This window comes from Chengkuizengella marina (genome assembly GCF_009910845.1).
GTDB classification, from domain to species: domain Bacteria; phylum Bacillota; class Bacilli; order Paenibacillales; family KCTC-33759; genus Chengkuizengella; species Chengkuizengella marina.
Window position 1 is genome coordinate 25,271 of sequence record NZ_SIJB01000026.1, and the last position, 15,215, is coordinate 40,485.

17 protein-coding genes are annotated in these 15,215 nt (G+C 34.0%); 4 read left to right on the forward strand and 13 right to left on the reverse strand.

Annotated elements, in window-relative coordinates:
• Positions 1-2 precede the first annotated feature (2 nt).
• From fapR to ERL59_RS11615, 3 genes are all read right to left on the reverse strand, one after another.
• The gene (fapR, locus tag ERL59_RS11605) at positions 3-578 is read right to left on the reverse strand and encodes a transcription factor FapR (RefSeq protein WP_160646390.1); all 576 of its coding nucleotides are present in this window, start codon (positions 576-578) and stop codon (positions 3-5) included.
• Positions 579-692: 114 nt separating this feature from the next.
• The gene (gene rpmF / locus ERL59_RS11610; protein ID WP_160646391.1) at positions 693-866 is read right to left on the reverse strand and encodes a 50S ribosomal protein L32; all 174 of its coding nucleotides are present in this window, start codon (positions 864-866) and stop codon (positions 693-695) included.
• A 32-nt stretch (positions 867-898) separates the two neighbouring features.
• Positions 899-1,411 (reverse strand): YceD family protein, encoded by a 513-nt coding sequence (locus ERL59_RS11615; RefSeq protein ID WP_160646392.1) that lies wholly within the window; start codon positions 1,409-1,411, stop codon positions 899-901.
• A 173-nt stretch (positions 1,412-1,584) separates the two neighbouring features.
• Between ERL59_RS11615 and ERL59_RS11620 the strand changes: the two genes are divergently transcribed.
• A complete protein-coding gene (locus ERL59_RS11620; protein ID WP_160646393.1) occupies positions 1,585-2,826 on the forward strand; it encodes a nucleotidyltransferase in 1,242 nt (413 codons plus the stop codon).
• An 11-nt stretch (positions 2,827-2,837) separates the two neighbouring features.
• On the opposite strand, the gene ERL59_RS11625 is transcribed toward ERL59_RS11620, so the two are convergent.
• Positions 2,838-3,875 carry a YlbL family protein gene (locus ERL59_RS11625; protein WP_160646394.1) on the reverse strand — a complete coding sequence of 346 codons (1,038 nt, stop codon included), beginning with the start codon at positions 3,873-3,875 and terminating at the stop codon, positions 2,838-2,840.
• A gap of 82 nt (positions 3,876-3,957) precedes the next feature.
• Here ERL59_RS11625 and ERL59_RS11630 point away from each other — a divergent pair, with 82 nt between their 5' ends.
• Positions 3,958-5,196: a nucleoside recognition domain-containing protein gene (locus tag ERL59_RS11630; RefSeq protein ID WP_160646395.1), complete on the forward strand. Its 1,239-nt coding sequence runs from the start codon at positions 3,958-3,960 to the stop codon at positions 5,194-5,196.
• A gap of 53 nt (positions 5,197-5,249) precedes the next feature.
• Here ERL59_RS11630 and coaD read toward each other — a convergent pair whose 3' ends face one another.
• From coaD to ERL59_RS11660, 6 genes are all read right to left on the reverse strand, one after another.
• Positions 5,250-5,750, reverse strand: a complete 501-nt coding sequence (gene coaD / locus ERL59_RS11635) for a pantetheine-phosphate adenylyltransferase (RefSeq protein ID WP_160646396.1) — start codon at positions 5,748-5,750, stop codon at positions 5,250-5,252.
• Positions 5,751-5,770: 20 nt separating this feature from the next.
• Positions 5,771-6,331, reverse strand: a complete 561-nt coding sequence (gene rsmD, locus ERL59_RS11640) for a 16S rRNA (guanine(966)-N(2))-methyltransferase RsmD (RefSeq protein ID WP_328699945.1) — start codon at positions 6,329-6,331, stop codon at positions 5,771-5,773.
• A 629-nt stretch (positions 6,332-6,960) separates the two neighbouring features.
• Positions 6,961-7,296: a YolD-like family protein gene (locus ERL59_RS11645; RefSeq protein ID WP_160646398.1), complete on the reverse strand. Its 336-nt coding sequence runs from the start codon at positions 7,294-7,296 to the stop codon at positions 6,961-6,963.
• A complete protein-coding gene (locus ERL59_RS11650) occupies positions 7,293-8,507 on the reverse strand; it encodes a DNA polymerase IV (protein ID WP_235929868.1) in 1,215 nt (404 codons plus the stop codon). Before ERL59_RS11650 ends, ERL59_RS11645 begins: the two co-directional genes overlap by 4 nt.
• Before the next feature lie 240 nt (positions 8,508-8,747).
• On the reverse strand, positions 8,748-9,815 hold the full coding sequence (locus ERL59_RS11655) for a TIGR03943 family putative permease subunit (protein WP_160646400.1): 1,068 nt from the start codon (positions 9,813-9,815) through the stop codon (positions 8,748-8,750).
• Between the two features lie 17 nt (positions 9,816-9,832).
• Positions 9,833-10,765, reverse strand: a complete 933-nt coding sequence (locus ERL59_RS11660) for a permease (RefSeq protein ID WP_235929869.1) — start codon at positions 10,763-10,765, stop codon at positions 9,833-9,835.
• A 165-nt stretch (positions 10,766-10,930) separates the two neighbouring features.
• Here ERL59_RS11660 and ERL59_RS11665 point away from each other — a divergent pair, with 165 nt between their 5' ends.
• On the forward strand, positions 10,931-11,563 hold the full coding sequence (locus ERL59_RS11665) for a GNAT family N-acetyltransferase (RefSeq protein ID WP_160646401.1): 633 nt from the start codon (positions 10,931-10,933) through the stop codon (positions 11,561-11,563).
• 342 nt (positions 11,564-11,905) lie between these two features.
• Entirely contained in the window at positions 11,906-13,081 is a 1,176-nt protein-coding gene (locus tag ERL59_RS11670) for an acetoin utilization protein AcuC (protein WP_160646402.1), read from the forward strand.
• Between the two features lie 18 nt (positions 13,082-13,099).
• On the opposite strand, the gene ERL59_RS11675 is transcribed toward ERL59_RS11670, so the two are convergent.
• The 3 genes from ERL59_RS11675 to ERL59_RS11685 all read right to left on the reverse strand — a co-directional run bounded on the left by ERL59_RS11675 (position 13,100) and on the right by ERL59_RS11685 (position 15,026).
• Positions 13,100-13,285: a hypothetical protein gene (locus ERL59_RS11675; protein ID WP_160646403.1), complete on the reverse strand. Its 186-nt coding sequence runs from the start codon at positions 13,283-13,285 to the stop codon at positions 13,100-13,102.
• A gap of 51 nt (positions 13,286-13,336) precedes the next feature.
• Positions 13,337-14,458, reverse strand: coding sequence for a DUF2087 domain-containing protein (locus tag ERL59_RS11680; RefSeq protein WP_160646404.1), 1,122 nt, complete (start codon positions 14,456-14,458; stop codon positions 13,337-13,339).
• A 280-nt stretch (positions 14,459-14,738) separates the two neighbouring features.
• Complete coding sequence (locus tag ERL59_RS11685) at positions 14,739-15,026, reverse strand: stage VI sporulation protein F (RefSeq protein WP_160646405.1); 288 nt, start codon at positions 15,024-15,026, stop codon at positions 14,739-14,741.
• Positions 15,027-15,215: the final 189 nt, after the last annotated feature.

Below are 15,215 nucleotides of genomic sequence, written 5' to 3' on the forward strand. Positions count from 1 at the left end.
AATTATTTTTTATGATCTGAACGAAAGATGACAAAATTTCCTTCAAAAACAAGCTCATTGCCTACATAAGTAAACACATCTACGTTTACTTTGTCTCGATTCAACGAATCATTCCGTACATAAGCTTTAGCAATACATTTTTCTCCTAATTTCACTGATCGTACAAATCGAATATCCGCTGACGCCGTTAATGCTACCTCATCATCTATAACTGCAATCGCTAATGAATTACCTTGTGAAAATATATGATGACCTCGAGCTATTTTTGTTTTGGCAAAAACATGTTCTTCATTGATTTCAAAAATGGAGATTGCGCTTTTATCTAACTGTAAATCAACTACTTCCCCAATGACTTCATCAATTTGAAGTGAAACCACTTTATCATACGATTTTTCTGCCATTAATTTTATTCTTTCTCGCAGCTCAGGAATACCAAGCTCCATCCGATCTAACCTTATTGTTTGGATACTAACATTAAATTTCTTTGTAAGTTGTTCGTCGGTTATAAATGGATTATGTTCAATTTCATTTGCTAATTCCAATAACCGCTTCTGTTTTGGAATCCGTCCGATTCTCATCACCACCAAAAATTATTACCTGATACTAAAAGTAGTATATATAAATTTATCACAAAAGTGAAGAAAAAAATAGTACTTCAACGTAATGAAGTACTATTTTTTATAAAAATAAAATTATTTTGCTGCAATTTCTCTTCCTTTATACGTTCCACATGTTTTACATACGTGATGAGAAAGTTTTAACTCCCCACACTGTTCACATTTCACCATACCTGGAACTTCTAATTTAAAATGAGTACGGCGCTTATCGCGACGAGTTTTAGATGTTCTCCTTTGAGGTACTGCCATGATTCTCCACCTCCTTAATTCGATGTCATTCATTATTCGACATAAAAGTCTTTTAATTTAGCTAAACGAGGATCAATTTGATCCTGTTTACAAGTACAGGATGATTCATTTTTATTAATCCCGCATGTAGGGCACAACCCTTCGCACGTTTCCTCACAGATCGGTGCATATGGAAGCTCCAATAAAAATGATTCTCTAATGTAAGGTTCAATATCAACCTCATCAGATGTAACTAGCTGAATACTTTCCTCAGGATCAGATTTTGCAATTTCTGAATTTTGTGTTAAAGCCTCTTGTATGTTAATTTGAAGTGTTTTATTATATTCTTTTAAACATCTGGAACAAACATAACGAATTTGACCATTACATATTCCCCATACTCGAGCCACTTCAAAATCCATTTTCACTTGTAAATCCACCTCTAAAGGTGTAATATCCAAAATTTCTTTGTGATTTGAAATTAGATCCGCAACAGACAAAGATTGTTGTATGACTATTGGATCTTTTTTTGTAACTAGATCACGTAAATTAATCATTATTGACATAAAGAACCACCTCAAACAGACAAAGTTTATTATAGCGATTTATTTTGTGTTTTGTCAACAATATTTCCTCCATGTTATATTAAAAGTACCCTAAAAAGTGATGAAATATCTAAGAACATAATTAAACATGCTTTTTAGGACTATAAGTTCCTATAAATTGAAGGTGGGAGTATATGACAACCGTTGGCATTATAGTTGAATACAATCCATTACATAATGGACACGAATATCACTTTGAACAATCTAAAAAAATATCTAACGCAGATGCTGTAATTGCAGTAATGAGTGGAAATTTCCTGCAACGAGGTGAGCCTTCGATAGTAAACAAATGGGCTCGTACAGAAATGGCTTTACATATGGGGGCTGATTTAGTCATTGAACTTCCTGTTATTTATTCTTCCCAACCTGCTGAATGGTTTGCATTCGGTGCAATTTCCGCCTTGGATGCGACAGGGATCGTAGATCATTTATGTTTTGGCAGTGAAAGTGGTGAGTTGGAAATATTACAGACATTAGCCAAAAAATTAAAGGAAGAACCCGTTAGATTTGGAGTAGAAGTAAAACAGCAATTAAAAAAAGGAATAAATTATCCAGCCGCATATACTTCAGCCATTCAAAAAATATTACCTTTTGAAAAATCTGAACATATGGACTTATCTCAGCCTAATAACACTTTAGGTTTACATTACCTAATTGCAATTGAACGCTTAAATAGTAGTATCCAACCTCTAACTATAACAAGACAGAAAGCAGGTTATCATCAACAAGAGGTGACTGACCAACGAATTGCTAGTGCTACGGCTATTCGCAAACTCATTTTTGAAAAACAAAATCAATCTTACTTTTCTCAATATATGCCAAATTATACTTATGAGGTGCTGCAACGTGAATTTCAATCTGGTCGCGGACCTATCGATTGGGAGTGTTTAAAGGATCAATTATTATATAAATTACTAAGTATTACACCAACTGAATGTTCACATTATTTTGAAGTCACAGAAGGATTAGAAAACAGACTCAAACAAACATTGCCTGAACTACATTCTGATTCATCTTTTTCAGTTACAAAATTATTAGATTTATTAAAAACAAAACGATATACAAGAACAAAGCTGCAACGCACATTGCTTCGCATATTACTCAATCATTACAAAACTGATATCACAATCGATAAATTGAAAAAAGGCACCCCTTATTTAAGGGTACTAGGATTTTCAGATAAAGGACAACATTTGTTAAAGAAAATGAAGAAAACCTCAAAAGTACCCATTATAACAAAAGTAAATAAAAATCATACATCACTTTTAGAGATGGACATACGTGCAACCTCCATATATTCACTTTCTTATCAAAATCCATCTGCTAAAGAGATGTTCCAGGATTACTATCAACCGCCACTCATTTTGAAGCAATGAATGACTACCCTTTAAGGGTGACTAGGAGATAGCTGGTATAAATATTCCAGCGCTTCTTCCATGGTCTTTACAGTTACTACATCCATATCTGACTTAATTTCTTGTGCTTTTTCAGAAGCTACTTCAAAATTCTCTTCAGGTACGAAAAACACTTCGGCCCCTTCCTTATCAGCCGCTACAATCTTACGATCAACTCCCCCGATAGCTCCAACCTGACCATTTGCATAAATCTCACCTGTACCAGCTATGAGGAGACCTTGTGTAATGTCCTCACGTACTAGCTGATTATATATCTCAAGTGAAAACATTAACCCTGCAGATGGTCCTCTAATATTACCTGAATCAATAATGTGCTGTAAGTCAGCTAAATAAATGCCTATGCCTGGTTTTTCTTTGACTCCTTCTGAAACCTCATTATCACTCCGAAGATCCACTAATGTTAATTGAACTGTCTCATTCTGCTCTTCTCTTTCATATGTAATTGAGATCAAATCACCGACCTGATTTCTTCCAACACTTGAATATATATCCTCAGTGGTTTTAATGTGTTGATCATTAACTGATATTATTTTATCCCCAGATTGTAATACACCATCCGCAGGAAACCCCTCCACTGCGCCTAAAATTACAACACCATCTATAATAGATTCATAAGCAATTCCTGCCTTATTGTAAGCTACCTTAATAGCATTGCTTTGTGAATTAATCATGTTAAATGTTTGTCTTTCCAAATACTCTTCTTCTGTCTCATTTCTAAAGATATCTTCTTTTTTCACCACTATTGCGTGAGGATTAACAAAAGAATATAAATAGTAAAAAACATTGCTGTAATTCATGCGCACCGTAGTTAACATGAATGCCCCCTTTGCATCAACATAACCATCTTCCACATTAACCATCGGTTCTAATATTTCAGCAGATCCTGGCTCATAAACAACATAGGGTGTTGGCATTAAAAATATAATGTATAAAATGGCGGAAGCGATGAGAAAAAACTTGATGTTTTTAGAAATTTTCATATCCCTATTTTTATGTTTCTGATGCTCCATTTTCAATTTCCTCCCAGATGGTCTATTTGGACAAACTTTAGCGTAAACATGTACCATTGTAAAGCAAATGAGGTGAAAAAGCATGTCACGATTGAATTTTAACATGAATCATCGCTTTTTTACATTTTTACTAGCCATGTGTGCAGCCTTCCTTGTTCTATTTATTATTATATTTCCAGAAGAGGCTTTTCAATCCTCATTACAAGGATTAAATATTTGGTGGAAAATTGTTTTCCCATCACTACTCCCCTTTTTCATTTTATCTGAAATTTTAATCGCGTTTGGTGTAATTCGTATGTTTGGAGTTTGGTTGGAACCACTAATGAGGTTTTTATTTAAAGTACCAGGGGTAGGAGGATGGGCACTTGCAATGGGGTGGACTGTAGGATATCCATCTAGTGCTCAGATCACATCAAATATAAGACAACAAAATCTAATAACAAGAGATGAAGGTGAAAAAATACTTGCTATCTCTCACTCAAGCAGTCCCATATTTATTATCAATGTCATTGCTATAGGTTTTTTTCATCACATGCAGCTTGGTTTATTCATTATGACCATTCATTTTATTTCATTATTATTACTAGGATTTGTACTCCGATTATATTATGGAGACACTTCAAATAAACTTTTGACTGAGAACAATCATTTCATTATAAGAAGTATAAGGGCAATGTTTCAAGCACATCAACAGGATGGAAGAACATTTGGTAAATTACTTGGTGATGCTGTTATTTCCTCTATACAAAACTTGTTAATGATCGGTGGCACCATGATGTTGTTTGCCGTAATTATCAAGATGATTACCTTAACAAACTTTTTGCTTCTAATAAATAAGTTACTAACACATTTTTTTAAAATCACCAATCTTTCTGATAATACATTAGCTTCCATCACTACCGGATGGTTTGAATTAAATCTTGGTGCATATCAAATTAGCACAGCACAATCGATACCTTTTATTTGGCAAATTGCTTTGATTTGTAGTTTGTTAGCTTGGAGCGGTTTTTCCGTTCATCTACAGGTTAAAAGCCTCATTCAAAATACAGATTTACGTTATCGTTCGTTTTTCGTATCTAGAATGTTGCAAGCACTATTTTCCTTTGCATTAACATTTTTACTTTGGAAACCGTATCAAATCTTATTTTCTAATGTTGAACCTAGTTTTTTAAACACCGCTCCTAAATACGTGGAAACTTCTAACACAGTTTGGTCTATTTGGGAAAGTACATTTATTTTTATACTCATCCTATTGTGCACAATGCTCTTTCTATCTATAATAATCTCAATTTTTAAAGCCGTTTTCCATAAATTCGTTTGACAAGAAACGATCATTCCCACAATCATACTATTACAATAGAATTAAAAACATCTTCACATTTTAGTGTGCTTAAACTTTTCTCTCATTGCTATTTCCACTTCTATTGGGACGAGGTCAGTAACTGCCCCATCATATTTAGCCACTTCTTTTACGATACTTGAGCTTAAATAAGAATATTGTGGGTTTGTCATCATAAAAAAGGTCTCCACGTTCTCGTTTAATTTTCGATTTGTAGAGGCCATTTGCAATTCATATTCAAAATCAGAAACCGCTCGTAAACCTCGAACGATGATCTGTGCTTTTTTTGATTTCATATAGTTGGTCAGTAAATCGTGAAAATTATCAATTTCTACATTAGGCAGATCACGAGTAGCATGATAAAGTAAATTCTTCCGTTCTTCCACAGTAAAAAGGGGATTTTTTTTAGCATTATTCAACACTGCAACTACTAAAGTCTCAAATTGCTTGGCAGCCCGGTGTATAATATCTAGATGTCCATATGTAACGGGATCAAAACTCCCAGGATATACAGCTATACTTTGCTTCTTCTGCATTTTTCAACACCTCATTTTATTCATTCACTATCATAATCATATACCGTAACAGCAGTATCACCATAAACTAACCTACGGTCGTTTTTTAGTTTTCCTATGTGACTGTTATATGTATGTACCGCATCATGTTCTACAACAACGATAGCACCATTTTGAAAAAGGGAAAGCGAGTCCATTTGTTGCAAAATATCCTCCGTCATTTCTAATTTATAAGGAGGATCTAAAAATACTAAATCAAATTTCAATTTACGTTTTGCACAAACCTTCAGAGCTCTTTTTGCATCATTTCGATACACTTCTGCTTGTCCAGTCTGCCCTACGGCACTAATATTTCCTTTAATTACTTCTATGCTTTTTGGGTTAATATCTATAAAAATTCCTCGGTCCATCCCCCTGCTGATCGCTTCTATACCCAATGCTCCTGTACCTGCAAATAAATCCAATACAGTCCCACCTGAAAAATAGGGACCTATCCTACTAAATATTGCTTCCTTTACTTTATCGGTAGTTGGCCTCGTATGAATCCCTGGAACCGCTTTTAACTTTCTACCTTTAGAGACTCCCGATATCACTCTCAACACATTCACCTGCTTATTACATTTTCATTAAATATGTACGTTGCTATCGTATCATATTCTGCATGTCTTTAAAATACATGCACAAATAGTTGGTCATTCTTATGTATATTTTCTCAAAAAAGGGCAAAAATTAAAATTAACGGCATCAAAAATGTCGTAGATAACCGCGGAGAAGACTTACGTTTCCCCATAAGCTCTTCATCCGGTTTCTCCTCTCCCATGAGGTACCTGTGAGAACAGGTACCAAAAGAAAAAAACGCAGGATAATACCTGCGTTTTTTCTGTATCCTCAAAATAACCATCTAAAACTTAAAAAGAGAGCTACTAACATAAGTGTCAGCAGCTAATGGGGAAAAAATAAAAAACCGTTTGATTCATCCAACTCACGTGGTTCATTTTTGTCGAAAATTGATGTACATGAGTTTTAGAGAAATATCTCCATTTTATAAGTCAAATCTAGTAAAATTGACTCACGTGAATCACTTAATATTAGAATAACAGAACTGCTCTTTTATTACCACTATATTTTTATTACAAATCCGCAACGTCTGATGGCAAGACTTCTCCTGAATTCATATAATAAATTTCCACAATTACAAATGTTTTTTGTCAAAAAAAGAAACTTATTTATTTCATTTCACATCCATGATGTTATCAAATTGAATCCATTGGCAATCATCATTATAACATTGTAATTTAATACGCCTTATTGCAGAATCCATCTTGCTGACTATTCCTGTTACAAATTGATTTTTTCCATTTTCATTAAATATCTCTATTGTAATCTCTTCATCATCCATCATTGAATCTGATAAACGTTGTGATATGATCCCAACTTGTTCGTCTATAAGTTGTGGTTTCTTTTTCTTCTTACGTTGTTCATTATACAAATTAATACGCTCTTTGTGCTCTGGAAGCATCATTCGGCTAGATTCCCACAAGCCATTTCCCTCTAACTTTTTACTCACTTATAATGCCCTCCAATCTTAGCCGCTCTATCTTTAGCTTGACCCGCTTCAGCCACGGAAACTGCTCGCATAATAATGGCATCCCCATACCTGTCCTTTAACCCATCTGTTGCCTTTTCCAACGAACGATCTTTTTCAAATGGATCAAACCAGCTCAATTGAAATTCGTGATCACTAACTAACTGCGTTAAAGAAACCCCGAGACTACGTATAGGTGAACCGTCCCAATGTGTATAAAATAACTGGCGAACAGTTTCATATACTTCATTCGTTACATTTGTTGGAGCTGCTATTTTTTTCTGTCTATGAAACCCAGTAGGACGATCAAAATTAGCTCCTCTGCATCCTACAGAAATAACAGATCCCATATAACCTTTCGTGCGGCACCTGCGACAAACCAACTCTGTTAACTCTAGTAAAATTACCTCAAGCTCAGTTTTGCTCCAATAATCTCTCGGTAATGTCATTTGGTGTCCAATTCCTTTTTGCATTTCGTGGGTTTGAGGGGTTACTGGAGAAGCATCCAGGCCCTTAGCAATTTTCCAAAGTAACTCTCCGTTCACTCCCCATTTTTCTCGAAGTTTAGAAAGTGGTGTATTTGCTAAATCTCCTATGGTGTGAATCCCCAAACGCAATAAATGTGTATTCATTCGAGAACCTACTAAAAACAGTTTGTGGATGGGCAAGGGCCAAAGCACAGCTTGCAAATCTTTTTTAGGAAGCCCGAAAATTCCTTTTTTATTTTTTTTAGCAAAGTTATCACACGCCATTTTTGCAACTACCTTACAATAGCTGATCCCTATTCTGGTGTATACGCCCGTAGCATCCATAATTTTTTCTTGAATTTGCTCAGCTATATACTCTGGTGCGCCAAATAAATGCTGTGTATTTGTAAGATCTAGAAACTGTTCATCAATAGAATAAGGTTCAACTAAATCGGTGAAAGTTTCCAAAAGTCGAGTAATTTGAAAAGAAACATCAATATAGAATTGCATTTGAGGTTTTAACACGATTAAATCGGGACACTTTCCCATCGCTTCCCCCAATCGTTCCGCTGTCACCACCCCTTTTTTCTTTGCTAATGGACAAGCTGCCAGAACAATACCTGATCTTCGTGCAGGATCTCCGGCCACTACAACAGGTTTATTTTTATATTGCGGATGTGCTGCCTTTTCAACCGAAGCGTAAAATGACTGACAGTCAACCAGCATAATTACACGCTCTTTTTTATGCATTTCTTCATCACCCTAAATAGAATATATGTTCCTATACTTATTGTATTCAATATATCGAACATATATTCTTAATTCAACCGGTTAATTTTTACAGAAAGCGATAAACCCATATGTAGCAAAGCTTATTTACGTGCATACACTTTACGGAAATTTGACCAAAAATCAACGGAAAAGTGGTAGTTATATAAACAAATGTGGAAAAATAAGAAAACCATTCTATAAACCAAAATTATAATTAGGATATACATACGGTTCAGCAGGAGTATCAATTCTAATGATTTCCTTCACGTTTACTTTCATAATCTCAAAGTCATTAAATGTTGTTTTATCAATCGTTCCAATAATCGTAACCCATTCGTCATCCGCCCAACTTTCTGCATCATTATATTCCAAAAACACACCATAAGGTGAAGCATCAGCTGAGCAGCATTGAACTGCAAAACGACCTACAGCAAATTCATTCTCATTCATACCATCCGCTCGAAATATAAATCCACTGATTTCAATCTTTTTCCCTATAAACGCATCCAAGAATAAATCCAATGTTGTTAAGGTTTCAATATAAATGTCTTCTTGCACCTGGATGATATCTTGGGTATAAATTTGTTTTCCATAATTTGCATACACTTCTGTGAAGATTTCAGAAGCAAATAATGAATCTAAATCTTCTTCAGACTGCTCTGTCATTGTTTTTGATGATGGATCCACTATGCTTTCTTGGGGTTGTACTTCTGTTAACTCCTCCGTCTCATCGTCTGTGTAAGGGTATGATGTTTCAATAATAATCTCTACTCCATTTAACATATCATTTTTGGGATTTGCATTATTGAAATCATCACTATTCATTTCATTCTTTGAAGATATATCTTCTGACTCCACTTTTTGTGTTATTTCGTTAGATTCATCAGTTTTTAAAGAGTTTGCTGAACTAAAATTAACCCCTTTTTGCTCTGCCATTTGACTTCCTAAAATTGTATCGGGAGTTAAAAAACCTAAAAGAATGGGCATTAAAAAAACGGAGTAAACAATCAAGCTTTTAAAAGAAGACGGAGTTGTATGGCTGTGCCCACAGTTACAGTGAACACCATGTTGATCTTTCTTCATGAAAAAATAATAAATATGATATAAAGCAACAATAAACAATCCAAGTGCAGCTAACTTTACATAGATTTCCATACGGGGAGCAATATACAACTGAAGGTCCCCTTTTTTATCAAGAAATACAATATAAACAAAAAATCCTAAAAATATAAACCCTTTAATAAAATGATGAATACGACTCATATTTACTAAACCCCCTCCTAAGCAAATAATAAATGCTGAATGAAAATAGAACTAAAGAGAACGATGATAAAGATAAGTAAAGATAATACAACAATAAATCTTGTTTTAAATACTGATAACATCATCAGTGTATTTTTCAAGTCAAGCATCGGTCCAAATACTAAAAATGATAATAATGAACCTGCAGAGAAAGTCGTTGCAAAAGAAGAAGCAATAAATGCATCTGAAGTAGAACATAACGATAAAATATACCCTAATCCCATCATAAATAAATAGGAACTCCATTGTCCTTGTCCAATTTCAACAAGCTCAGCACGACTTACAGTAACTTGGATGATAGCTGTAATCAAAGCACCAAAAATTAAATACTTACCCATTTCAAAAAATTCTTCTGATGCATGAGCTAAAACAGAGATAAATTTACTTTTAACATTTTGGGAATGATGATGATGTATATGTAAATGTTCATTGACATTTAAAGACCGCTTGTTTTTCAAAGGATTTATTTTAATAAATTTATATATGATTAGTCCTATGATAAAAGCAGTTACAAAAGCTAATCCCATACGAGAATAAGCTATTTCTGGTTGATTGCGAAACGCCATATATGTGGAAGCGAATACGATAGGATTAATGATAGGTCCTGACAATATGTATACTGTACCTATGTAAAGAGGCATTCCTTTCAACATCAACCTTCTAACGATAGGAATCATTCCACATTCACAAAGTGGAAAAATTAAACCAAGAAAGCAACCAACAATAACCCCAAGTATTGGATTTTTAGGAATCATTTTGGCAATCATTTTTTCAGAAACAAACACACTTAACAGCGAAGACACTAAAACTCCTAGTAATATAAAAGGAAATGCTTCTAATAGAATACTCAAAAAAATAGTTTTAAAATTTTGAAACATCGTTATATTTTTTTCTCCCCACTCAAATACCAAACATTCCACCCCTTAATCGTTATCATTACGATTAATATAATTTTAGTCTATGAAAGTTTATTGGTCAATATGATTGTATACATTCTTTTATTAAATTTAATTCCTATTTGCATAAAATAACTGTAAAATGATAATAAGGATTTATTTTTTGAAAGGGGAATCAGTATGGAACATATAAAAATCCCTCATCAACAAGAATTAAAATTTAAAGATAAAACAATTTACATAGAAGGTCCAGTTTCTTCAGCCGAATTAAGAGAGTTAACTATGCATGAACATTTAGTTGCCTTTCGTGAGCCTGAAGAACAACAAAAAGCACTAATAGAAATTACCGATTTGCCAGAAGGTAGAATCATCATTGCTCGAAACGAAAATATCGTCGTAGGTTACGTTACCTTCCACTATGCTGATGAATTAGAAAGATGGTCAAAAGGAAATATGGAAGATTTAATAGAACTGGGTGCTATAGAAGTCGCTTTCCCCTATCGATCTTACGGTTTGGGTAAAAAGATGATTCAACATGCTTTTTTTGAAAATCAAATGGAAAACTATATAGTATTTACGACAGAATATTACTGGCACTGGGATTTAAAAGGCAGCGGCTTAAGTGTTTGGGATTATAGAAAAATGATGGAGAGATTGATGGAATCTGCTGGAATGACATGGTACGCCACAGATGATCCTGAAATCTGTTCACATCCTGCAAACTGTTTAATGGTACGCATAGGAAAAAACGTGCCAATGAGTTCAGAGGAAAAATTTGATAAAGTCCGTTTCCAACGACGTTTCATGTACTAAGATACCCACAAAAGTGAAGAGAAGCTTTGTAGGTTAGTCCTATTACTTTTGCGGGGGCCGGACACATAGCAAAACCCCAAAAAGTGAAGTAATACTTCTATGTTTATCCCCAGTTCTTGGATGAACTGGTGCCAGTGTTCAGCCAGCTCAAGGATGTGCTGGTGCCAGAATTGTCACATGGAGGTGACAGTTTATGATTGGCCACATGGACGTGGTGTGATCTTAACTGGGGAATACTTTTCGGGGACCCCATAAACCTAAAACCACAAAAGTGAAGCGAACTTTGTCAGTTAGAAATTTCGTAGAACAATAACCAAAAGAAGCTAAAAGGAGCTAAGTAAAGTGAGTATAAATTCAGCATTTATTTATCATCCTCAGACCTTAAACTATAAATTTAATGAACATCATCCATTTAATCAGAAGCGTCTAACTTTAACGATAGATCTACTAAAAAAATCCGGTGCTTTAAATGAAGAGAATATAATCACTCCAAATCCAGCTTCAGATGAATCTATTCATGCTGTACATCAAACTGAATTTATTCAAGCCGTGAAAGGATTAAGTTCACCCTCCCCATCCACAAAAGCATTGTCACAAGCTGAAAAGTTTGGACTTGATAAAGGCGACACACCTTATTTTATAAACATGCATGAAATTACATCTATTGTAGCTGGAGGGTCAATAGAAGCAAGTAAACAAGTCATGTCAGGACAATATTCACACGCTCTTCATTTAGGAGGAGGATTGCATCACGCGATGCCAGATAGATCTGCTGGTTTTTGTGTATATAACGATGCTGCAATTGCCATTCAATACATCCGTAAAAATTATGGAGCAAAGGTATTGTTTGTAGATACAGATGTTCATCATGGAGATGGAGTTCAATGGTCTTTTTACGCAGATCCAGAAGTTTTCACTTTCTCAATACATGAAACAGGGAAATACTTATTCCCAGGTACAGGGTATGTTACCGAACGAGGAGAAGATAGCGGTTTTGGATTTAATTTAAACCTTCCTATGGAACCGTATACAGAGGACGAATCGTGGCTGAAATGTTTCAGTGAAACATTGGAAAGAATTGTGAAAAGCTTCAGACCAGATGTCATTGTCAGCTTACATGGTTGTGATGCCCATGTTTATGATCCTCTTTCACACATACATTGCAGCATGGATATTTATCTAAAAATGCCTCAAATCATTCATAACCTGGCTCATGAATACTGCAACGGACAATGGATCGCACTTGGTGGCGGAGGATACGATATTTATCGTGTTGTACCAAGGGCCTGGAGTCTGCTATGGATGGTGATGTCAGAACACCCATTAATCCATTCTCTTATAGAAAAACCAAACCTTATACTGCCTGAAGCGTGGATTCAACAATGGCAAAAAGAAAGTCCAAAAATACTTCCAAATACTTGGTTAGATAAAAAAGAAGAATGGGATCCAATGCCTAGACGTGCGGAAATTACAAAACAGAATGAAAAAACAAAAGAGATAGCATTAACATACTGTTAAATGTAGAAATCCCGAATGTCACAAAAACATAAAACGGGATTTCTTAGTCATTACAACATTACCGATTAATATAGGAACCGCTAGTTTTAAACTAATGGGGACAATCGGACCGTCAAATATACTTTTTGTTAATTTATCATGTTCCTTTTCATTTTTTTGTTCCTTCACTTCTTTTTCTGAAATTAATTCTTGTCCTGTGCTCATTATTTTTTCACCTCCTTTCACAATTTGATAGAATTCAATTTTTCTGTTAAATTATTTTCTTGACCTTTTCGTGTTATACCCTTTATCTCCATAAGGTTGTAATTCATTCAGCCATTTTTCTTCAAGTTTTTTTAAGGCATCCCATTTATCTAAGTGTTCATCCTCTTTATATTCTAAAAGCTCTAATACTTCAAAAGAAAACGCCTCTTTCCCATACTTTTTGTAATCATTTTGCAATTTTTTAATAGGATAACTGCCCATATCCAGTTGAAATTGTTTCCCGTTCATAGATTTCAAATTCATACTGCTACCAATAAAAACCTTTTGATTTTGATTATTTTTAATCTGATACACACCCGCTTCCAATTTTGTATCCATATAGGTTTGTACCGCTTCTTTTCTATTCAACATCTCTTCTCCCTCCTTCAGCCAATACTCACTTCCATCTGATTTTCTGTCTAAAAAACCATATTGAATTAAATACCTTCTTAAAGTTACATAGTCATCATACACTGCAGACAAAATTCGATTCAGTTCCTTCTCTGTATAGATTCGTTTACTTTCAATTTTTTTAACGATTTCTCTAAGGACAACCAATTTATGCTTTTCCTTCATTGAAAATGTTTTTAGAGGACCATCAGTACCTTCAGAAAAGTATTTTTTTATAATATCTGCGCTCTCCTTTTCAGTAACAACATAACGATCGTCCACCATGGTTGCTGTTTTATGAGGAATAACAAAATTAGATCCATTTTTTTCATTTTCTTTTAAAAGCTCCATCATCACTAAAAAAACTTTTGACTGACGTTCCTTCTCTTTTAAAGCAAAACGATGATTTCGAATCGTTGAAGTACTTCCTATTCCAGTTTCCTTCTGAACTTCTTTATCATTTTTCCCTTCAAAAAAGAGTCGCAGTAATGTGTTTTGATGATCGGTTAAACCCGTAATTTTTTTATCCATAGCAATTAAATAATGAAATACCGATTGATGCACTTGATCAATATGAATGCGTATATACTTACTAGCATCATACAAAATCCCCTCGTTGGGATAAATAATTCCTTTCTCAATTTTTTCCCCACAAAGCAAACATTTATAATTTTCCTCTTCTTCTTTAAATCCACATTTCATTTCTTCTAGTGGCGCATTCCAAAATAGGTCTAAATTTTTCATTTTATAAACACCTTTCATTATTATCTAAATATATATAGATTTATTATTATTTTGTTTATATATTTATAAACATTATATTTATTTGTCTGTAGAATGTCAAACATTCTTTCGATTTGTTTACTTATAAAAAAAATTACATCCAAATGGATGTAATAAGATAAGGTATTGGTTTGACTGTAAGTATTCCAAGAAGGAAAGATGAATCTACGGGTTTTTTTAAAAAAAACCATCTCTATCAAACACATAAGAGGGATATAAATGGTCATTATTTCATTAGTTCTTACCTAAACATTCCCCACAACTTTATCATATGAAATGTATTATTCGGATCAATTTTTTGATCAATTACAAAATTAATGATTTTATTGCTTGTTGCTGTGTCAACTTTGATCCCTAAAATTCTTGATACTTTTTGTAAAAGAGATTTCACTTTTGTACGACTTTGCAAATCTTTTTTTGCTACACCATCTAACGCTTTTTTTACTCGTTCTAAGTATACATCGTTTTGCAATTTTTTCTTCACACGTTCTACTAGTGATTCGGGTATTCCATATTCTTGATAGCCCATTAATCACACCTCCATAATGCAATGTTTATGATGAAGGTGTTAAATATGTACCTATAAATGAAAAGAAAAAATCAAAAAATTTAAAACAAATTACTAATAAAGTGAAATCACATCTATTTAACCACCTTTTTAATGCATTTGTTGGTATGGTCATACAATTTATGATTGTTTCTTGTCATAATATTACAA

Coding starts and splice junctions, on each gene's coding strand:
- fapR (WP_160646390.1), bottom strand. CDS start 578: ATGAGAATCGGACGGATTCCAAAACAGAAGCGGTTATTGGAATTAGCA.
- rpmF (WP_160646391.1), bottom strand. CDS start 866: ATGGCAGTACCTCAAAGGAGAACATCTAAAACTCGTCGCGATAAGCGC.
- ERL59_RS11615 (WP_160646392.1), bottom strand. CDS start 1,411: ATGTCAATAATGATTAATTTACGTGATCTAGTTACAAAAAAAGATCCA.
- ERL59_RS11620 (WP_160646393.1), top strand. CDS start 1,585: ATGACAACCGTTGGCATTATAGTTGAATACAATCCATTACATAATGGA.
- ERL59_RS11625 (WP_160646394.1), bottom strand. CDS start 3,875: ATGGAGCATCAGAAACATAAAAATAGGGATATGAAAATTTCTAAAAAC.
- ERL59_RS11630 (WP_160646395.1), top strand. CDS start 3,958: ATGTCACGATTGAATTTTAACATGAATCATCGCTTTTTTACATTTTTA.
- coaD (WP_160646396.1), bottom strand. CDS start 5,750: ATGCAGAAGAAGCAAAGTATAGCTGTATATCCTGGGAGTTTTGATCCC.
- ERL59_RS11650 (WP_235929868.1), bottom strand. CDS start 8,507: ATGCTGGTTGACTGTCAGTCATTTTACGCTTCGGTTGAAAAGGCAGCA.
- ERL59_RS11655 (WP_160646400.1), bottom strand. CDS start 9,815: ATGAGTCGTATTCATCATTTTATTAAAGGGTTTATATTTTTAGGATTT.
- ERL59_RS11665 (WP_160646401.1), top strand. CDS start 10,931: ATGGAACATATAAAAATCCCTCATCAACAAGAATTAAAATTTAAAGAT.
- ERL59_RS11675 (WP_160646403.1), bottom strand. CDS start 13,285: ATGAGCACAGGACAAGAATTAATTTCAGAAAAAGAAGTGAAGGAACAA.
- ERL59_RS11680 (WP_160646404.1), bottom strand. CDS start 14,458: ATGAAAAATTTAGACCTATTTTGGAATGCGCCACTAGAAGAAATGAAA.
- ERL59_RS11685 (WP_160646405.1), bottom strand. CDS start 15,026: ATGGGCTATCAAGAATATGGAATACCCGAATCACTAGTAGAACGTGTG.